Raw genomic sequence first — 18009 nt, 5'->3', positions numbered from 1 at the left:
CACCAGGGGATCCGGGCGAGCCGAGGCCCGCAAAGGAGAGAGCGTGAACGCAGGGCATCGTGCCGCTCCGGTGGGAAAATGGGCGTGACAGAGCCGGACCCGGGGGGGACCGGAGGTGGCCTCATGACGTTCGTACAGCTCATCGAGTGCAAGACCAGCCGGCTGGACGAGATGAGCCGGCTGATGGACGACTGGGTCGAGCAGACCAGGGGCAGGCGGACGGCGACGCACGCGGTGGTCGGCAAGGACCGTTCGGACGCGTCGCACATCGTCGAAGTGGTGGAGTTCCCGACGTACGAGGACGCGATGCGGAACTCCAACCTCCCGGAGACCGGCCGGATCTTCCGGGAGTTGGTCGCGTTGTGCGACGAGATGCCCACGTTCACGGACCTGGACGTCGTACGGGACGAGCAGTTGTACGAGGGCACCGTACGGCGGTTCCTGGACACGCTCGCCACCGCGGGCGAGCTGCCGCCGCTCAACGACCTGCTCGACGAGGACATCCACAGCCACGATCCGATCAATCCGCAGAACACGATCGGGCTGGACAACGCCCTCAGCGAGTACCGGATGTGGCGGGACGCCTTCGACTTCACCTTCACGGTCGAGGACGTGCTCGCCCAGGGCGACCGGGCCTGTGCGCGGTGGACCTGGAACGCCACGCACAAGGGCGACTTCCTGGGGATCGCGCCCACCGGCAGGAAGGTCGCCATGACCGGGATGACGCTGTTCCGGTTCGGCGACAACGGCAAGATCGCCGAGACCTGGTGGCAGCACGACCAGCTGGGGCTGATGCAACAGTTGGGCGCTCTCGACCAGTTGGAACAGTAGACAGCGCGAAGGCCCGGCACTCCGCGGGGAGTGCCGGGCCTTCGCTCAGGAGCGTGTCGCTCAGTGGGCGTGGCCGTGACCGTGGCCGTGGCCCGCCTCGGCCGGCTCCTCTTCCTTCTTCTCGACGACCAGGGTCTCGGTCGTGAGGAGGAGGGAGGCGATGGAGGCGGCGTTCTCCAGGGCGGAGCGGGTGACCTTCACCGGGTCGATGACGCCGGCCTTGACCAGGTCGCCGTACTCGCCGGTGGCGGCGTTGTAGCCGTTGCCCTTCTCCAGCTCGGCGACCTTGGAGACGATGACGTAGCCCTCGAGGCCCGCGTTCTCCGCGATCCAGCGCAGCGGCTCGACGGCGGCCTTGCGGACCACGGAGACACCGGTGGCCTCGTCGCCCGTCTTGCCGAGGTTGTCGTCCAGGATCTTGACGGCGTGGACCAGCGCGGAGCCACCACCGGAGACGATGCCCTCCTCGACCGCGGCGCGGGTCGCGGAGATGGCGTCCTCCAGACGGTGCTTCTTCTCCTTCAGCTCCACCTCGGTGGCGGCGCCGACCTTGATCACGCACACGCCGCCGGCCAGCTTCGCGAGGCGCTCCTGGAGCTTCTCGCGGTCCCAGTCGGAGTCGGTGTTCTCGATCTCGGCCTTGATCTGCGCGACGCGGCCGTGCACGTCCTCGGTCTTGCCGGACCCGTCGACGATCGTGGTGTCGTCCTTGGTGACGGTGACGCGGCGGGCGGAGCCGAGCACGTCCAGACCGACCTGGTCGAGCTTGAGGCCGACCTCCTCGGAGATGACGGTGGCACCGGTGAGGATGGCCATGTCCTGCAGCATCGCCTTGCGGCGGTCGCCGAAGCCGGGGGCCTTCACGGCGGTGGCGTTGAAGGTGCCGCGGATCTTGTTGACGACCAGGGTCGACAGGGCCTCGCCCTCGACGTCCTCGGCGATGATCAGCAGCGGCTTGGAGGCACCGGCCTGGATGACCTTCTCCAGCAGCGGCAGCAGGTCGGCGATGGCGCCGATCTTGCCCTGGGTGATCAGGATGTACGGGTCGTCGAGGACGGCCTCCATACGCTCCTGGTCCGTCACGAAGTACGGCGACAGGTAGCCCTTGTCGAAGGCCATGCCCTCGGTGAAGTCGAGCTCCAGGCCGAAGGTGTTGGACTCCTCGACGGTGATGACACCGTCCTTGCCGACCTTGTCCATCGCCTCGGCGATGAGCTCGCCGACCTGCTGGTCCTGGGCGGACAGCGCGGCTACGGCGGCGATGTCGGACTTCTCGTCGATCGGGCGGGCCGAAGCGAGGAGGTCCTCGGCGACGGCGGCGACCGCGGCGTCGATGCCCTTCTTCAGGGCGGCCGGGGAGGCGCCCGCGGCGACGTTCTTCAGGCCCTCGCGGACGAGCGCCTGGGCCAGCACGGTGGCGGTGGTGGTGCCGTCACCAGCGATGTCGTTGGTCTTGGTGGCCACCTCCTTCACCAGCTGGGCGCCGAGGTTCTCGTACGGGTCCTCGACCTCGACCTCGCGGGCGATGGTGACGCCGTCGTTGGTGATGGTGGGGGCGCCGAACTTCTTGTCGATGACGACGTTGCGGCCCTTGGGGCCGATCGTCACCTTGACCGTGTCGGCAAGCTTGTTGACGCCGCGCTCAAGGGCGCGACGGGCGTCCTCGTCGAACTTCAGGATCTTCGCCATGACAGCGTGAGCCCTCTCGGAAATCTTGGATGAACGAAAACTGCGCCCCCGGCGCCCGGCTTCCTATGGGTCGCGGGGGCCAAGGGCGCAGCTCAAAGCAACGAAATGTGCTTTCGGGTGAATTACTTCTCGACGATCGCGAGCACGTCGCGAGCCGAGAGGACGAGGTACTCCTCGCCGTTGTACTTCACCTCGGTGCCGCCGTACTTGCTGTAGAGCACGACGTCGCCGACCTTGACGTCGAGTTCGACGCGCTTGCCGTCCTCGATACGGCCCGGGCCCACGGCCAGGACGACGCCCTCCTGGGGCTTCTCCTTGGCGGTGTCCGGAATGACCAGGCCCGAAGCCGTGGTCTGCTCGGCGTCGAGCGGCTGGACCACGATGCGGTCCTCGAGCGGCTTGATGGCAACCTTGGAGCTGGCGGTCGTCACGATCCGACCTCCCCCTTCGGAGATCTCACGGGGTTAACTGTCTGAGGTGGCGACCAGGTCGATCCGTCGTCGCGGGTGCCGGACCTGCCCGTCGCGTTGTTGGCACTCTCCAGGGGGGAGTGCCAGGGCCGAGACTATGACCGCGATTAGCACTCGGTCAAGCGGAGTGCCAATGCCTGCGGCGCGTCGGCCGTGGTTCCGCTGTCGGCGTACGTCTGTGCGGCGGGCCCGGTGTTGCGGTGACCGCCCCCTGGGGGCTGCCACCCCCAGACCCTCGCCTCGGCCTGAACGGCCTCGTCCTCAAACGCCGGACGTGCTGGTCGTGGCTGAGCGCCGCCGTCGCCTGCGGGTGGCGGCCCTCGTCCTCCGTGTCCAGGACGAAGCCGTCGCGCAGTCGCTGCCGTACCCGGTGCTCGTCGTACCGACCCAGCCGTTCGAGATCGGCTCTCAGCACCACGGCACGCAGTTCCGCCGCCGGCTCGGAGTCCGCCGTCGATGCGGGGCGTATCTCCCAGTCCGTCACTCAGTCCGTCAGGCCGCAACGCTAGCGGCGCCTCACAAGTAGTCCTCCAGGCGGCCCACCGTCAGGCCGCGGGACTGGGCGCGGCGCAGCACGCGGGCCGTGCGGTCGCAGAGGGTCGGGCCCGTGGTGTCGTCCGGGGCCACGTTGACGATGTCGCCCGGGCGGAGGTGTTCGGGGCCGTGGGTGTAGGTGATGCCGTCGGCGGTCGTCTCGGCACGCCAGAGGGCCACCGCCGAGACACCGCAGTCGTCGGCCGCGCGCAGGGTCGTCCTGTCGTACGTGCCGTGCGGCGGGCGGAAGAGGCTGGGGCGCCGGCCGAAGCGGGACTTGAGCTTGTCCTGCTGGCCGCAGATCTCGGCGCGCTGGCCGGCGTACGACAGTCCGCGCAGCGAGGTGTGGCCGAGGGTGTGGTTCTGGACGCCGGCGCCCGCCGACTGGAGGCGGGCGAGCCGGGCGTACCCCGGTCCGGCGGCGCGGTCGGTGAGGAACACGCTGACCGGGAGCCGCAGTTCACGGACCATGTCGGCGAACCGGGAGTCCTTCTCGGCGCCGTCGCCGTAGGTGAGGAAGACGACCCGGTCACGGGTGCGGACGCGGTCCACCACCGGAGGCAGGGACCGGCCCTTGGTGTGCCGCCCCACGGGACGCACCGTGGGCGTCGGGGCCGGGGCCAGCGGCGAACCCAGGCCCCAGCGCCGGTACGCCTGCTCGCCGTCGGGACCGCGCGGCCGTACCCGCGCGGCCGCCTTCTTGCCCAGCCGTTCGATGGGGTCGACGGACTGGGCGCAGCCGCTCACGGGAAGCAGGACGGCCGAGGCGAGCACGGCCGCCGTCAGTGCCCGGCACCGCCGCCGCCCCCTCGGCCGCTTCACAGGTAGTCCTCCAGGCGTGCCACCGCGTACCCCTCGCGGGTGACCTTGTTCAGGAAACGGCGCATGTCGTCGACCATCGTGCCGTCCCAGTCGTCACGGCCCCGGAAGTGGGTGAGCACGATGTCGCCGGGGTGCAGGCTCTTGTCGTCCTCGCGGTACTCCCAGTGGTCGACGAAGACCTCCTCGTCCCAGATCGGCGCGTACTTGATGCCGCAGGACTTGGCGGCGCGCAGGGTGTCGCCGTTGTAGTTGCCGTAGGGCGGGCGGAAGACGGTGGGGGCCTTGCCGAACCACTTCTCCATCACGCCCTGCATGCCGCAGATCTCGTTCTTCTGCTCCTCGTAGGACAGACCGGGCAGATAGGGGTGGTGGAGGGTGTGGTTGTTGAGGGTGATGCCCTCGGCCTGCATCTGCCGGAAGTACGCGTAGTCGTCCTTGATCAGGTAGTTGCTGAGGAAGGCGGTGTACGGGACCTTCAGGTCGCTCATCATGCGCAGGAACGCCGGGTCCTTCTCGGCGCCGTCGTCGATGGTGAGGAAGACGACCTTCTGCTTGGTGGGGATCGTGGTGAAGACCGGCGGCAGTTTCTCCTCCTCCTGGCCGTCGACCTCGAAGCCGGCGCGGGCGGTGATCCGCGGTTTGCGGGCCGGGGGCGCCGGGGGCATCAGGGGGACCTGGTCCAGGTCCCAGTGCCGCGCGGCGGCCGCGAGGGCGGCGCGGTCGGCCTTCAGCCGGGTGGCGTAGGAGTCCAGGGCGCGTGCGGGGGGTGCCTGGAGCCTCTGCTGGCCCGGAGCGGGGCGTACACCGCTGTCCGGGCCCGGCCCCGAACAGCCGGAGACGCCGGCGGCGACGGCGAGCGCGGCGACGCCCGCACGGAGACCAGCCCTCTTCAGGGCCCTATTTTTGTCATTTTGTACGACTGCTCGCATGGTGCCGGATCCTCGCAGGACCCGGCCCCGAACCGGGGCAGGCACCGCCGCCGGAGGCGCACCATCCACCGACTGGCCCACAATGACCCGGTGAACGACCTCCTCCCCTTCCGCTCCCTGCTCACCCCCGAGGGCCGTGCCCTCCTCGACGAGGTCCGCGGCACGGCCCCCGCCGACGAACTCGCCGTCGCCACCCGGCTGCGCCGCGAGCACCCGGCGGATCTGGTGTCGGCGGCCCTCGGCCAGGCCCGGCTGCGGCAGCGGGCGGCGGCGAAGTTCGGGGCCGAGGACGCCGAGCGGATGTTCTTCACGCCCAACGGGGTCGAGCAGTCCACACGGACGAGCGTGGCGGCGTACCGGGCGGGACGCCTCCGCGATCTGGGGGTGACCTCCGTCGCCGACCTGTGCTGCGGCATCGGCGGCGACGCGCTCGCGCTCGCGCGCGCCGGGATCCGGGTGCTGGCCGTGGACCGGGATCCGCTGACGGTGGAGGTGGCGCGGGCGAACGCCGAGGCGCTGGGCCTTGCCGAGCTGATCGAGGTGCGCGAGGCGGACGTGACGGAGGTGGACACGTCCGCCTACGACGCCGTGTTCGTCGACCCGGCACGGCGGGGCGGCAGACCAGGAGGGGCCGCGCGAAGCGCGTCGTTGAGGGGTGGTGGTCGGGCGACGGGCGGGCGGATCTTCGATCCGGAGGCGTACTCCCCGCCGCTCTCGTGGGCGGTCGGCGCGGCCTCGGCGGCCCGGGTCGCCGCGCTGAAGATCGCACCCGGCATCCCCCACGAGACGGTCCCGGCCGACGCCGAGGCCGAGTGGATCTCCGACGGCGGGGACGTGAAGGAGGCGGTGCTGTGGTTCGGGGCCGGGATCCGGCCCGGCGCCGTACGGGCCACGCTGCTGCCAGGGCCGCGGTCGCTGCTCGGACGGGGGCTGCCGGACCCCCGAGTGCGGCCTGTGGGGCGCTACTTGTACGAGCCCGACGGGGCCGTCATCCGGGCGCATCTGGTCGCCGAGGTGGCCGAGTCGGTCGGCGGCGGGCTCGTCGACGCGACCATCGCGTACGTCACGGCGGACGAACTGCGGCCGACGCCGTACGCGTCCGCCTACGAGATCACCGACCAACTCCACTTCAGTGTGAAGAAGTTGAAGGCGCTGCTGCGGGAGCGCGAGGTCGGCTCGCTGACCGTGAAGAAGCGCGGGTCGGCCGTGGAGCCCGAGGAGTTGCGGCGGAAGGTCAAGCCGCAGGGGCCCAACTCGGCGACGGTCTTCCTCACACGCGTCGCGGGCGCCCCGACGATGCTGCTCGGGGCGCCCGCGAACGGCTGAGCGCCGTGTCGGTCATGGCCGCCGGTCGAGCTCCTCACCCGCGCGGCCAGCAGCTCCCGCTCCCGCGCGTTGCGGGTGAGCTCGGCGGCCCGCGCGAGCTCGGCGCGCGCCTCCGCCGTACGCCCGAGGCGGGCCAGCAGGTCGCCGCGGACGCTGGGCAGCAGGTGGTAGTCACGCAGCGCGGGTTCGGCGGCGAGGTCGTCGACGATCGCCAGGGCCGGGCCCGGGCCCTCGGCCATGGACACGGCGACCGCGCGGTTGAGTTCGACGACCGGGGACGGGGCGCGGGCGGCGAGCAGGCCGTAGAGGGTCGCGATGGCCGTCCAGTCGGTCTCCTCGTAGGAGTACGCGTGTGCGTGGCAGGCGGCGATCGCGGCCTGGAGGGCGTACGGACCGGGGGCGCCGACCGCCGTGGCGTCCGCGCGGGCGAGGGCCTTGATGCCGCGGGCGATGAGCATGCGGTTCCAGCGGCGGCGGTTCTGGTCCTTGAGGAGGACCGGTGCGCCGTCGGGGCCGGTGCGGGCCGCGGCGCGGGACGCCTGGAACTCCAGGAGGGAGGTCAGGGCGTGGACCTCCGGTTCCTTCGGCATGAGGGAGGACAGGACACGGGCCAGGCGCAGGGCGTCCTCGCACAGCGCGGGGCGCAGCCAGTCGTCCCCGGCCGTGGCCGCGTACCCCTCGTTGAAGATCAGATAGATGACGTCGAGCACGGAGCCGAGACGGGCCTCGCGGTCGGGCCCGTACGGAACCTCGAAGGCGACGTTCTTCGTCGCCAGCGTGCGCTTCGCGCGCACGATCCGCTGCGCGACGGTCGGCTCGGGCACGAGGAAGGCGCGGGCGATCTCCGGTGTCGTCAGACCGCCCAGCAGACGCAGGGTGAGGGCGATCCGTGCCTCGGCGGACAGCACTGGATGGCAGGTGGTGAAGACGAGACGAAGCAGGTCGTCGTCGATGTCCGCCGGATCGGCGGGCTCGTGCGGCGGAGCGGTGGTCTCCAGGTCCCGGCCGATCTCGGCCAGCTTGCGGGCGTAGCGCTCGCGGCGCCGGACCAGGTCCACGGCACGGTGCCGTGCGGTGGCCATGAGCCAGGCACCGGGGTTGTCGGGCACACCGTCCCCGGGCCACTGCTCCAGGGCAGCGACCAGGGCGTCCTGCGCGAGCTCCTCCGCGATACCGACATCGCGGACGATACGGGTCACGCCGGCGATGACGCGCGGGTACTCCAGCCGGAAGACGGTCTCGATGGCCCGGGAGGCGGGGGGCTGCTCGGGACGCTCGGGAGGCTGCTCGGTGGGCTGCTGTTCCACTGTTCTCTCCGCGGGGCGTGCCGCCCCTTCAGAGCCTGGTCGAGTCTGCACAGTCGTCGGGTCTGTCAGTGTCGGCCGGGTCACGGGCGGGACGTTTCGGCATCTCCTCCAAGAAAACCGCGCGTCGCACCACTGCCACCAGCCAGGAGTTCAGGGATCGGTCATCGGCTGCTGCCGCGACCTTGGCCTGTGCATAGAGATCTTCGGGAAGTCGGAGGTTGAGCTTGATCACACTTTGAGTATGGCCCTACATTGGGGCCAAGTCGAGATTTCACATGTACCCGACGCCGCAGCAGGAGCAGCAGATGCTCCAACACTGCGCGCACGCGCGGTACGTCTGGAATCTCGCGGTTGAGCAGCACTCTCATTGGAGGATCGGGAGAAAGCCCGCACCGGGCTTTGCCGAGCAGTGCCGCCAACTCACCGAAGCACGAGCCGAGAACGATTGGCTGCGGGACGGAAACGCCGATGTGCAGCAGCAGGCGTTGCAGGACTTCGCCCGAGCCAAAGCCGCGAGGTTCACGTCGGGCTTCGGCGAGCCGACATGGCGGAAGAAACACCGGCATGAAGGCTTCCGTGTCATCGGCACCGACCGGGTGCCGGAGTTCAACACCGACCGCACGCCGATGCTCAATCCGAAGACCGGCAAGCAGGTCATGGGCCGCTCGGTAGTGGTACAGAAGCTCAACCGACGCCGGGCCCACGTCAAGGTACACGGCCGCGGATGGGTGCGTTTCCGTCTCACCCGGCCCGAACTTCCGGCGGCGAAGACGTTCCGGGTCACATTCCGCAGCGGTCAGTGGCACGTGGCCTTCGCGCGAATCCCCTCGCCGATCGGCCCACCGGGAACGGGACAGGTCATCGGGATCGACCGGGGCGTTGAGTCACCGCCGCCCTGTCGGACGGCCGAAGGCTGAACTGCCCTCAGCTCACGGCCAGGGAACGTGCTCAGATCCGAAAGCATCAGCGCCGCGCCGCACGCGCCCCGAAAGGCAGTGCGCGGAAGGCGGCGGAGTACGCGAAGGTCTGCAAGCTCAAGACCCGTGAGGCGAACCGTCGCAAGGACTGGTGCGAGAAGACCAGCGGCATGCTCGCCCGCGACTACGACCTGATCCGGTTCGAGAAGCTGAACATCAAGAACATGACTGCGTCAGCCAGGGGGACTGTCGACCGGCCCGGCAACCGAGTGCGCCAGAAGGCCGGGTTGAACAAGGCGATCTTGGCCCAGGGCTGGGGCCTGCTACGTCAACGTACCGAGCACAAGGCCCCGGGGCGGGTCCAGGACATACCCGCCCCGTACACCTCGCTGCGTTGCAGCGCTTGCGGATGGATCGACAAGAACTCGCGCAAGAGCCAAGCCGAGTTCGTCTGCACCGTCTGCGGCTTCACCTGCAACGCCGACACCAACGCAGCAACCAACGTCGCGGCAGGACAGGACGGCGAAAGCCGCCCCGGGCCCTCGGCCCGTGCCGGGGGGACGACACTGCCGAACCAGCGGTCGAGCGTCCGTGAACTTCAACCCACCCAGGTTGGAATCTCCCTTTCCTGAGAGAGGGAGAGGATGTCAAAGCCCACCATGCAACGCCACCAGCTCGGCCGTACGCCAAGAAATGTCAGCCCTCGGCGATCTCGCGGACCTCGCAGGTCACCGTCCAGTGCGCCTCGTGCACCTTCAGGAACCGCTTGGCCCATTCCAGGGCCTCGGCCTTGTCCTTGCACTGCATGAGCGCGTAGCCGCCGATGACCTCCTTGGACTCGGTGAACGGTCCGTCGGTGACGGAGAGCTCGCCGCCCTCCCAGCGCACGCGGGTGCCCTGGGCGGAGGGGGTCAGCCCAGCGGTGTCGAGCATGACGCCGGCCTTGGTGATCTCCTCGATCAGCTCGCCCATCCGCTGCATCAGCTCGGGGCTGGGGCCGTCGGCGGGGGCGGTGGACTCGTCGATCCGCACGAGCGACAGATAGCGGGGCATGGTGGCTCCTTCGGTCCGGTCGGCGGGGCCTCTCCCCGCCTCTCACCCATGCGTCGAACGGGAGGCACCCGAATCGACACGCACCCCGAAATTCTCCGGAGATTTTTTCCACGCCCCGGCTTCCTCGGGAGTTTCCGCAGGTCGTACGGCGATTCAGCCCGCCCGCAGGGAGTCCCACAGTTCGCTCGCCGCCGGTTCCTTCGCCACCACGCGGTTGGGGTCGGACGGGGCCGTGACCACCGGCATCGTCAGCGTTCTCACGTGGTCGGAGGACAGGCCCTTCAGGCTCTGGCCGAGGCGCGTCAGTTCCTTCAGGGAGTCGAGGCCGGTGTCCGTGGTCAGGCTGGAGGTCACCGCGTCGGCGACCCGGTACAGCTCGGCGGGGTCGGTGAGCAGGTCGGTGGCCGCCATCTGTTCCAGCAGGGCCTTCACCAGCTTCTGCTGCAGGCCTATCCGGCCGAGGTCGCTGCCGTCGCCTATGCCGTGCCGGGTACGGGCGAGCGCCAGGGCCTGCTTGCCGTTCAGGTGGTGGGTGCCCGCCGCGAGGTGCAGATGGCTCTTGTCGTCGTCGATGTCCTCATCGGTGGTGACGGTGACTCCACCCAGGGCGTTCACCAGCTTCGCGAAGCCCGAGAAGTCGATCTCGATGTAGTGGTCCATGCGGACGTCCGTGATCGACTCGACCGTCTTGACCGCGCACACCGGGCCGCCCACCGAATAGGCGCTGTTGAACATGGCGTTGTAGGCCGCCGCCGTAAAGCCCCCGGAGGACAGCGGGCAGGAGGGGCGGCTGACCAGCGTGTCGCGGGGGATGCTGACGACGGTGGCCTCCGTACGGCCCGCGTCGATGTGCACGACCATCGCCGTGTCGGAGCGGGCGCCCGAGCTGCTGCCGCCGCCGAGCTCCTTGTTCGCCTTGCCGCTGCGCGAGTCGGAGCCCAGGACCAGGATGTTCACGGCCTCGGTGGGCAGCGGGGAAGCGGAGGCGGACGGGGTGACGACCGCTCTCGCCGGGCGGTCGTCGCCGAGCGCGCTGTTGATGTCGACGCTCTTGATGTTGTTGTCGAGGTGCCAGTAGGCCCAGCCTCCGGCGGCGATGCCGAGCACCAGTACTCCCGCCAGGGTGAGACCGGCGGCCTTCAGCGCCCTCGACCGCCGGCCCAACCGTCTGCGCTCGTCGCCGTTCTCGTCGTGTACGGTCACGGCAAGAACGTAAGTCCGAATTATTAGGGGATTGTTAGGTTCCGGGGCGAGATGCCGTTTTCTGCGGAAAATCTCAGGCTTCTCAGCGTCCCCTCAGCCCGGGTCCGGCCGTGGCTCAGCCCAGCGTCACCGTGGGCACCGGATTGCCGCCGCTCCACGACGCGTTGAATCCGAACGTCACCGAACCGCCGTCCGGAACCGATCCGTTGTACGAGGCGTTCACGCACGAGACCGCCGCGCCCGACTGGGTACAGGTGGCGTTCCACGCCTGGGTGATCCGCTGGCCCGCACCGTACGTCCAGCTCGCCTTCCAGGACGACAGCGAGGCACCGGAGCAGGAGATCCGCACCTGCCCGGTGAACCCGGTGTTCCACTGGCTGGTCACGCTGTACGTCGCCGCGCAGGCGCCGGTCGGAGGCGGTGTGGTCGTGCCGCCGCCGAGGGCCTCGGCGATCCCGTAGTACGCCGGTTTCGGCGCGTAGTTCTCGTCGTACGGCGTCGCCGCCCCGTACCCCGGGAAGGTGCTCGGCACCCAGGAGTCGGAGTCGGTGAAGCCCCACACGGTGACATTGACGCAGCGGGTCACGGCCACGCAGGCGGCGACGACCGACTTGTAGTCGGCGGCCTGCTGGGCCAGCTTCGTGCTGTCCGAAGGCAGCGCCATCCGTACGTCCAGCTCGGTGATCGCCACGTCCACGCCCAGGTCGGCGAAGCGCTGGACGTTCTGCTGGAGCGTGGCCGGGATCTGGCCGAGGATCAGATGCGCCTGCAGGCCCACCCCGTCGATCGGAACCCCCTGCGCCTTCAGGGACTTGACCAGGTTGTACAGGGCGGTGCTCTTCGCGTTGACGCCCTCGACGTTGTAGTCGTTGATGTACAGCTTGGCGTCGGGGTCGGCGGCGTGCGCCCAGGTCAGGGCGCTGGCGATGTAGCCGGAGCCGAGGCCGTCGTACCAGAGCGTCGAGCGGTGGGTGCCGTCCTCGTTGAAGGGCTCGTTGACCACGTCCCAGGCGGCGACCTTGCCCTTGTAGCGGGTGACCTCGGTGCTGATGTGGTTCTGCAGCAGGCCGCTCAGCTGGGCGGACGTCCAGCTGCCGTTGGTCAGCCAGCTCGGGTTCTGGCTGTGCCAGACCAGGGTGTGGCCGCGCACCTGCTGATGGTGGGCCTGCGCGAAGGCGACGATCTGGTCGGCCTCGGCCCAGTTGAAGGAGCCCTGGGCCGGCTCGACCGTGCCCCACTTCATGGCGTTGCCGGGGGTGAGCGAGCCGAACTGCGCCCCGGCTACGTCGCCATAGGTACCGGTGAGCTTGGAGCCGGTGACCGCCGTGCCGATGACCTTGCCCTCGGCGGCGGCGAGATCGCGCAGCGGGGTGTCGGCGGCGTGCGCCGCGGGTGCCGTGAGCAGCAGGGCGAGCCCGGTCACGAGGGACGCCAGGGGTAAGCCGGTTCTCAGTGGGCGTTCAGGTATGCCTCATGCCGGTATGCGAGTTCTGTCGCTGTGTCAGTTTGAGGTCTTTCGGCGGATCAATGCGCTTCATCACTTCAAGACTTCCGGACCTGCCCGCCCGTTTCGCTCGGCTTCGATCCTCGAAGCGTGTCTGACGTAGAGATGGCACGGAACCGCCCGATGATCACCGGAACCCGATCTTCCGTCACACCCATGATCCCTCTGGAACGTGAGCCAGCGGAAGCCGTACCCCAGCGACCTTTCCGACGCCCGATGGGCCCTAATCGAGCCGACGTTGACGGCCTGGAGAAAAGCCCGGCTCGACCGCAGACCCACCGGGCAGCTTACCAAGGTCGACCTGCGCGACGTATTCAACGCACTCCTCTACATCAACCGCACGGGAATCCCCTGGAAATACCTCCCACACGACTTCCCGAACTACGGCACCGTCTACGCCTACTATGCCGCCTGGCGCGATGAGGGAATCCTCGCCCAGCTCAACTACGACCTGACCGGGCTCGCCCGCGTGAAGGAAGGGCGCAAGCCCGAACCCACAGGGTCCGTCATCGACACCCAGAGCGTGAAGACCTCCACCAACGTGCCCCTGACCAGCCAGGGAACGGACGCCGCCAAGAAGATCGTCGGCCGCAAGCGAGGCATACTCACCGATACGATCGGACTCATCCTCGCCGTGACTGTCACCGCCGCGAGCCTCTCCGAGAACGCCGTAGGAATACGTCTTCTCGACCAAGCCAAGAAGACGTATCCAACCATCGCCAAGAGCTGGGTCGACACCGGCTTCAAGAACGCCGTCATCGAGCACGGCGCACGTCTCGGAATCGACGTCGAAGTCGTCAACAGAAACCCCGGAGTTCGCGGCTTTCACGTTGTCAAAAGACGCTGGGTAGTCGAGCGAAGCCTGGGTTGGCTTATGTTGCACCGGCGCCTTTCTCGCGATTACGAGACCCTTCCCGCCAGCTCCGAGGCCATGATCCACGTCGCCTCGATCGACAACCTCGCCAAGCGCATAACGGACGAGACGACACCAACCTGGCGAGGGACTTACTAGAATAGAAAGGGCAATTCGCCTAGATCAAATGCCCTCTCAGAGTCGTTCTCGTTGCGGGAGTTCTTCTCATTGCGGAACCTCCGAAAGTTTCGGTCGAACAACCGACTGACTGCGGAGGAGTGTGGGGGCGCCCGCCCCACCCGTCAATACGTCAACTTCCGGCCACCGGCGCCGCAGTACTCGCGCGCACCACCAGGCTCGTCGCCAGCTCCACCCGGGTCGCCGTCGAGGACTCCGCCTCGCGCCCCAGGTCGAGCACCAGCCTGGCCGCCGCCTCGGCCATCTCCATGAGCGGCTGCCGTACGGTCGTCAGCGGCGGGCCCACCCAGCGGGCCACCGGCAGATCGTCGAAGCCGACCACGCTCAGGTCCTCCGGAATGCGCAGCCCCAGCTCGCGGGCGGCCTCGTACAGCCCGAGCGCCTGGAGGTCGTTGCCCGCGAACACGGCGGTGGGCCGGTCCGGGCGGCGCAGCAGTTCCAGGCCGAGCCGGTAGCCCGCCTCGTGGTGGAAGTCCCCGGTCCTGATCAGGCCCGGGTCGACGGGCAGCCCGGCTGTCTCCAGCGCCGCCCGGTAGCCGTCGACCCGGGCGCGGCTGCACATCATCCGGGACGGTCCGCTGATGGCGCCGATGCGGGTGTGGCCGAGGTCGACGAGGTGCCGGGTGGCGGCGAGGCCGCCCTGCCAGTTGGTGGCGCCGATGGACGGCACGTCGGCGCCCGGGTCGCCGGCCGGGTCCATCACCACGAACGGGATGGACCTGCTGGTCAGCAGGGCGCGCTGGGACTCGTCGAGCCCGGACAGGACCAGGATCACCCCGTGCGGGCGGCGGGCGGCGACCTGGTCGGCCCAGGTCCGGCCGGGGGTGAGCCGCCCGGCGGACTCCGACAGCACGACGCTCAGGCCGGCGTCCCGGGCCACGTTCTCCACGCCCCGGATGACCTCCATCGCCCAGGCGCTCTCCAGCTCGTGGAAGACCAGGTCGATCAGGGGCGAGCGGGAAGCCTCGGCCCGGCGGCGCCGGTAGCCGTAGGCGCGCAGCAGTTCCTCGACCCGGGTGCGGGTGGCGGGGGCGACATCGGCGCGGCCGTTGAGGACCTTCGAAACAGTCGGAGCGGACACGCCGGCCTCGCGAGCGATTTCGGCAAGTGTCGCGGTCTGCGTTTCTGCGGGCTTCGAAGGCTTCATGCCCGCGATCGTATCCCTGCGCGGCCCCTTGACGAAGCCCCTGCCTGGCCATACGTTCCCGGAACATTCGCTCTCCAAATCGAAACATTCGGAAGAGAGGTGCTGTCATGGAGTCCCAGACGTCCAACGGCGGGCGTACCTTCAGCAGGCGCTGGATGCTCGGCGCCGGCGCCACCACCTTGCTCACCGCCGGACTCTCGGCCTGCGGCTCCTCCGGCGGATCCGGTGCCGGCGGCATGCTCACCGCCTTCGTGTACGGCGACGACGCGGCGAAGGTGCAGGTCAAGGCGATCAGCCGGTTCAATGCCTCGGCAGCCGCGAAGAAGGCGAACGGCAGGATCAAGCTGGAGAAGGTGCCCGGCTCCGACTACCCCGCCAAGCTGCGCACGGCGATGGGCTCGCCCCACGCGCCCGATGTGTTCTTCAACTGGGGCGGCGGCTCGATCAAGGCGTACAAGGACGCGAACCAGCTGGTCGACCTCACCGGCACCATCGGGTCCGACCCGGTCCTCAAGGACGGCTTTCTGCCCTCGGTCCTCGCGGCGGGCGGCCTCGGCGGCCGCAACTACGGCATCCCCATGCGCGGCATGCAGCCCGTGATCCTCTTCTACAACAAGGCCGTCTTCGCCGAGCACAAGCTCCAGCCGCCCACCACCTTCGACCAGCTGCTGGACATCAACGGCAAGCTGAAGAAGGCCCGGATCACCCCCTTCGCGCTCGGCGGCGCCGACATCTGGCCCGAGCTCATGTGGCTGGAGTACCTCACCGACCGCATCGGCGGGCCCGAGGTCTTCGACAAGATCAAGAACGGTGACCCGTCCGGCTGGGGCGACCCGGCGGTGCTGAAGGCAGCCGAGACCGTGAAACAGCTCATCGACGACGGCGCCTTCGGGAAGGGCTTCAGCTCGGTGTCGTACGTCAACGGCGGCGCGCCCGCGGTCTTCGCCAAGGGCAAGGCGGCGATGCACCTGATGGGCTCCTGGGAGTACTCGACGCAGCTCGGCAAGTTCCCCGACTTCGCCAGGCGGAACCTGGGCTGGTGCGCGTTCCCGAAGGTCGAGGGCGGCGCCGGCGACATCCGCAACGTCGTCGGAAACCCCACCAACTACTGGTCCGTGAACGCCCGTACGTCCAACAAGGACGCGGCGATCGCCTTCCTGCGCGACTGCGCGTCCGGGGCGTACGCCAAGGACCTGGTCGCCAACGGCGACATCCCGACCACCTCGAACGCGGAGAAGCTGCTCGACGCCTCGCCGAACCCCGAGTTCGCCAAGTTCCAGTACCAGATGGTGCGGCAGGCCCCGGCCTTCACCCTGAGCTGGGACCAGGCCGTGGATCCGGACGTCTCGACGCCGATGCTCACCGAGATCAGCAAACTGTTCGTGGGTAAGTCCTCGCCCAGCCGGTTCGTGTCGGCGCTCCAGGGTCTGAAGTGAGCGCCGGTACCGCCACGAAGGCAGGACGCCCGCATGCCGCGTGGGCCCTCCCGGGTGTCCTGTTCTTCACCTTCTTCGCCGTCGCCCCCATGGCCCTGGCCTTCTATCTCTCCTTCACCCAGTGGAACGGCCTGGGCGACCCGGAGCCGGTCGGCCTCGCCAACTGGCGGAAGCTGATCGACGACCCCCGCCTGACCCAGTCCCTGACGGTGACCGTCCTGCTGACGCTGGTGAGCTGGGCCTTCCAGACGGTCGTCTCCCTGCTGCTGGGCGTGTGGGCGGCGGGCCGGCAGCGCAACCGCGCGATCCTCTCCGCGGTCTTCTTCGTCCCGTTCCTGCTGTCCTCGACGGCGATCTCGCTGCTCTTCTACGCCCTGCTCGACCCCAACTTCGGCATCATCCAGCAGGACACACTCGGCTCGACCAGCGGTGCCTTCCTCGCGATCGTCTTCGTCGGCGGCTGGCAGTTCATCCCCTTCCACACCCTGATCTACCAGGGCGGGGCCCGCCAGATCCCCGACGTCCTGTACCAGGCGGCCGCGATCGACGGCGCCGGCCGCTACCGCCGGTTCTTCTCGATCACGCTCCCCCAGTTGCGCAACACGGCGACGACGTCGAGCGTGCTGATGATCGTCGGGTCGCTGACCTACTTCGAGACCGTCCTGATCCTCACCCAGGGCGGCCCCGGCACCGACACGGCGATCCTGCCGTACCTGATGTACGAGGCGGGCTTCAAGAGCTACGACTTCGGCTACGCGAGCGCCGTCGCGTCCTTCCTGGTGGTGGCGGCCACGGCGCTCTCCCTGGTCATGGTGCGGCTGACCGGCTTCGGCGCCATGCGCAGCGCACGGGAAGGAATGTGACGGAGTGTCACACGATACGCTGCCCCGCCCCGTGAAGACCGGCGAGCCGCCCGCGAAGCCGCCCGCCCGGCGCCGCCGCGGGCACTGGAGCAGACGCGCCAACCCCCTGGCCGGCCTGGGCGCGGTCATCTGGCTGGCGGTCGTACTCGTCCCGATCTACGCGATGATCTCGGCCTCGCTCACCCGTCAGGACCAGGCCCTCGGCAACAACGCCCTCAAGCCGCCGGCCGACCCGACCCTGGACAACTACAACACCGTCCTGCACAACGGCTTCGGCCACTTCCTGGCGAACACGGCGATCGTGGCGGCGGCGGTCGTGGCGATCGTCCTGGTCCTGTGCGTCCCGCTCGCCCACGTCGCCGTACGCACCCGAAACGCCTGGTCCGGCTCCGCCTTCCGGCTGTTCCTGCTGGGCGTGGCGATCCCCGCGCAGGCCGTCGTGGTCCCCCTCTACCTGATGATCGCGAAGCTGAACCTCTACGACAGCCTCCTCGCGGTCGTCCTGCCGACGGCCGCCTTCGCCATGCCGGTGTCGGTGCTGATCCTCACCGGCACCCTCCGCGACATCTCGGAGGACCTGTACGAGGCGATGGCCCTGGACGGCGCCTCACCCACCCGCATGCTGTTCCAGCTGGTCGTCCCGCTGGCCAAGGGCGGAATCAGCACGGTCGTCATCTACTCCGCCCTCCAGGCCTGGAACGGCTTTCTCTTCCCCCTGATCTTCACCCAGTCCGACGGTCCGCGTGTGCTGACCCTCGGCCTGTTCAACTACGTGAGCCAGTTCGGCGTGAACATCCCCGCCCTGCTCGCCTCGGTCGTCCTCTCCGGTGTCCCGATCTTCGCCGTGTACCTGGTCGCGCGCCGCGCGCTGGTCGGCGGGCTGATGGGCGTGGGCGGCAAGTGATCACCTCTATCCCGACGGGAGTT

17 protein-coding genes and 2 pseudogenes are annotated in these 18009 nt (G+C 69.1%); 8 read left to right on the top strand and 11 right to left on the bottom strand.

Translation table 11 applies throughout. The features are described 5' to 3' along the window. The first annotated feature begins 123 nt into the window (after positions 1-123). Positions 124-831 carry an ester cyclase gene (locus tag N8I87_RS24310; protein WP_263211707.1) on the top strand — a complete coding sequence of 236 codons (708 nt, stop codon included), beginning with the start codon at positions 124-126 and terminating at the stop codon, positions 829-831. A 60-nt stretch (positions 832-891) separates the two neighbouring features. On the opposite strand, the gene groL is transcribed toward N8I87_RS24310, so the two are convergent. The 5 genes and pseudogenes from groL to N8I87_RS24285 form a co-directional block, all read right to left on the bottom strand. Continuing rightward, positions 892-2520 carry a chaperonin GroEL gene (gene groL / locus N8I87_RS24305; protein WP_263211705.1) on the bottom strand — a complete coding sequence of 543 codons (1629 nt, stop codon included), beginning with the start codon at positions 2518-2520 and terminating at the stop codon, positions 892-894. A gap of 122 nt (positions 2521-2642) precedes the next feature. Further along, positions 2643-2951 carry a co-chaperone GroES gene (gene groES, locus N8I87_RS24300; RefSeq protein ID WP_263211703.1) on the bottom strand — a complete coding sequence of 103 codons (309 nt, stop codon included), beginning with the start codon at positions 2949-2951 and terminating at the stop codon, positions 2643-2645. A gap of 379 nt (positions 2952-3330) precedes the next feature. Further along, positions 3331-3474: pseudogene (locus tag N8I87_RS24295) on the bottom strand (GNAT family N-acetyltransferase); the annotation flags it as partial. A 32-nt stretch (positions 3475-3506) separates the two neighbouring features. Next, positions 3507-4346: a polysaccharide deacetylase family protein gene (locus N8I87_RS24290; protein ID WP_263211702.1), complete on the bottom strand. Its 840-nt coding sequence runs from the start codon at positions 4344-4346 to the stop codon at positions 3507-3509. Further along, entirely contained in the window at positions 4343-5275 is a 933-nt protein-coding gene (locus N8I87_RS24285) for a polysaccharide deacetylase family protein (protein ID WP_263211700.1), read from the bottom strand. The genes N8I87_RS24290 and N8I87_RS24285 overlap by 4 nt, the downstream gene beginning before the upstream one ends. A 90-nt stretch (positions 5276-5365) precedes the next feature. Here N8I87_RS24285 and N8I87_RS24280 point away from each other — a divergent pair, with 90 nt between their 5' ends. After that, positions 5366-6601 carry a THUMP-like domain-containing protein gene (locus N8I87_RS24280; RefSeq protein ID WP_263211698.1) on the top strand — a complete coding sequence of 412 codons (1236 nt, stop codon included), beginning with the start codon at positions 5366-5368 and terminating at the stop codon, positions 6599-6601. Between the two features lie 29 nt (positions 6602-6630). On the opposite strand, the pseudogene N8I87_RS24275 reads toward N8I87_RS24280, so the two are convergent. Together N8I87_RS24275 and N8I87_RS24270 are read right to left on the bottom strand one after the other, a co-directional pair. Beyond that, positions 6631-7908, bottom strand: a pseudogene (locus N8I87_RS24275) (RNA polymerase sigma factor); the annotation flags it as partial. A 28-nt stretch (positions 7909-7936) separates the two neighbouring features. Next, positions 7937-8140, bottom strand: coding sequence for a toxin-antitoxin system HicB family antitoxin (locus N8I87_RS24270; RefSeq protein ID WP_263211696.1), 204 nt, complete (start codon positions 8138-8140; stop codon positions 7937-7939). Between the two features lie 43 nt (positions 8141-8183). Here N8I87_RS24270 and N8I87_RS24265 point away from each other — a divergent pair, with 43 nt between their 5' ends. Both N8I87_RS24265 and N8I87_RS24260 read left to right on the top strand, forming a co-directional pair. After that, positions 8184-8825 carry a helix-turn-helix domain-containing protein gene (locus tag N8I87_RS24265; protein WP_263211694.1) on the top strand — a complete coding sequence of 214 codons (642 nt, stop codon included), beginning with the start codon at positions 8184-8186 and terminating at the stop codon, positions 8823-8825. Further along, entirely contained in the window at positions 8804-9457 is a 654-nt protein-coding gene (locus N8I87_RS24260) for an RNA-guided endonuclease InsQ/TnpB family protein (RefSeq protein ID WP_411577386.1), read from the top strand. Before N8I87_RS24265 ends, N8I87_RS24260 begins: the two co-directional genes overlap by 22 nt. Positions 9458-9521: 64 nt before the next feature. Here N8I87_RS24260 and N8I87_RS24255 read toward each other — a convergent pair whose 3' ends face one another. The 3 genes from N8I87_RS24255 to N8I87_RS24245 form a co-directional block, all read right to left on the bottom strand. Then, positions 9522-9878: a YciI family protein gene (locus N8I87_RS24255; protein ID WP_263211691.1), complete on the bottom strand. Its 357-nt coding sequence runs from the start codon at positions 9876-9878 to the stop codon at positions 9522-9524. A gap of 153 nt (positions 9879-10031) precedes the next feature. Beyond that, positions 10032-11081, bottom strand: a complete 1050-nt coding sequence (locus tag N8I87_RS24250) for an LCP family protein (protein WP_263211690.1) — start codon at positions 11079-11081, stop codon at positions 10032-10034. Positions 11082-11196: 115 nt separating this feature from the next. Then, on the bottom strand, positions 11197-12504 hold the full coding sequence (locus tag N8I87_RS24245) for a glycoside hydrolase family 10 protein (RefSeq protein WP_263211688.1): 1308 nt from the start codon (positions 12502-12504) through the stop codon (positions 11197-11199). A gap of 253 nt (positions 12505-12757) precedes the next feature. On the opposite strand from N8I87_RS24245, the gene N8I87_RS24240 reads away from it, so the two are divergent. Further along, on the top strand, positions 12758-13597 hold the full coding sequence (locus N8I87_RS24240) for an IS5 family transposase (RefSeq protein ID WP_263211686.1): 840 nt from the start codon (positions 12758-12760) through the stop codon (positions 13595-13597). Between the two features lie 151 nt (positions 13598-13748). On the opposite strand, the gene N8I87_RS24235 is transcribed toward N8I87_RS24240, so the two are convergent. Further along, a complete protein-coding gene (locus N8I87_RS24235; RefSeq protein WP_263211684.1) occupies positions 13749-14783 on the bottom strand; it encodes a LacI family DNA-binding transcriptional regulator in 1035 nt (344 codons plus the stop codon). Positions 14784-14890: 107 nt separating this feature from the next. On the opposite strand from N8I87_RS24235, the gene N8I87_RS24230 reads away from it, so the two are divergent. The 3 genes from N8I87_RS24230 to N8I87_RS24220 are packed head-to-tail and all read left to right on the top strand — an operon-like array spanning position 14891 to position 17986. Further along, complete coding sequence (locus N8I87_RS24230) at positions 14891-16219, top strand: ABC transporter substrate-binding protein (protein ID WP_263211682.1); 1329 nt, start codon at positions 14891-14893, stop codon at positions 16217-16219. Continuing rightward, positions 16216-17082 (top strand): carbohydrate ABC transporter permease, encoded by an 867-nt coding sequence (locus N8I87_RS24225; RefSeq protein ID WP_263211681.1) that lies wholly within the window; start codon positions 16216-16218, stop codon positions 17080-17082. The genes N8I87_RS24230 and N8I87_RS24225 overlap by 4 nt, the downstream gene beginning before the upstream one ends. Positions 17083-17086: 4 nt before the next feature. Next, entirely contained in the window at positions 17087-17986 is a 900-nt protein-coding gene (locus N8I87_RS24220) for a carbohydrate ABC transporter permease (RefSeq protein WP_263211679.1), read from the top strand. Positions 17987-18009 lie beyond the last annotated feature (23 nt).

Origin of the sequence: Streptomyces sp. HUAS 15-9 (assembly GCF_025642155.1) — a bacterium.
In the GTDB taxonomy this organism is placed as follows: domain Bacteria; phylum Actinomycetota; class Actinomycetes; order Streptomycetales; family Streptomycetaceae; genus Streptomyces.
Note: the sequence above shows the minus strand (reverse complement) of the source record. Positions and strands in the feature narration are given on the sequence as shown.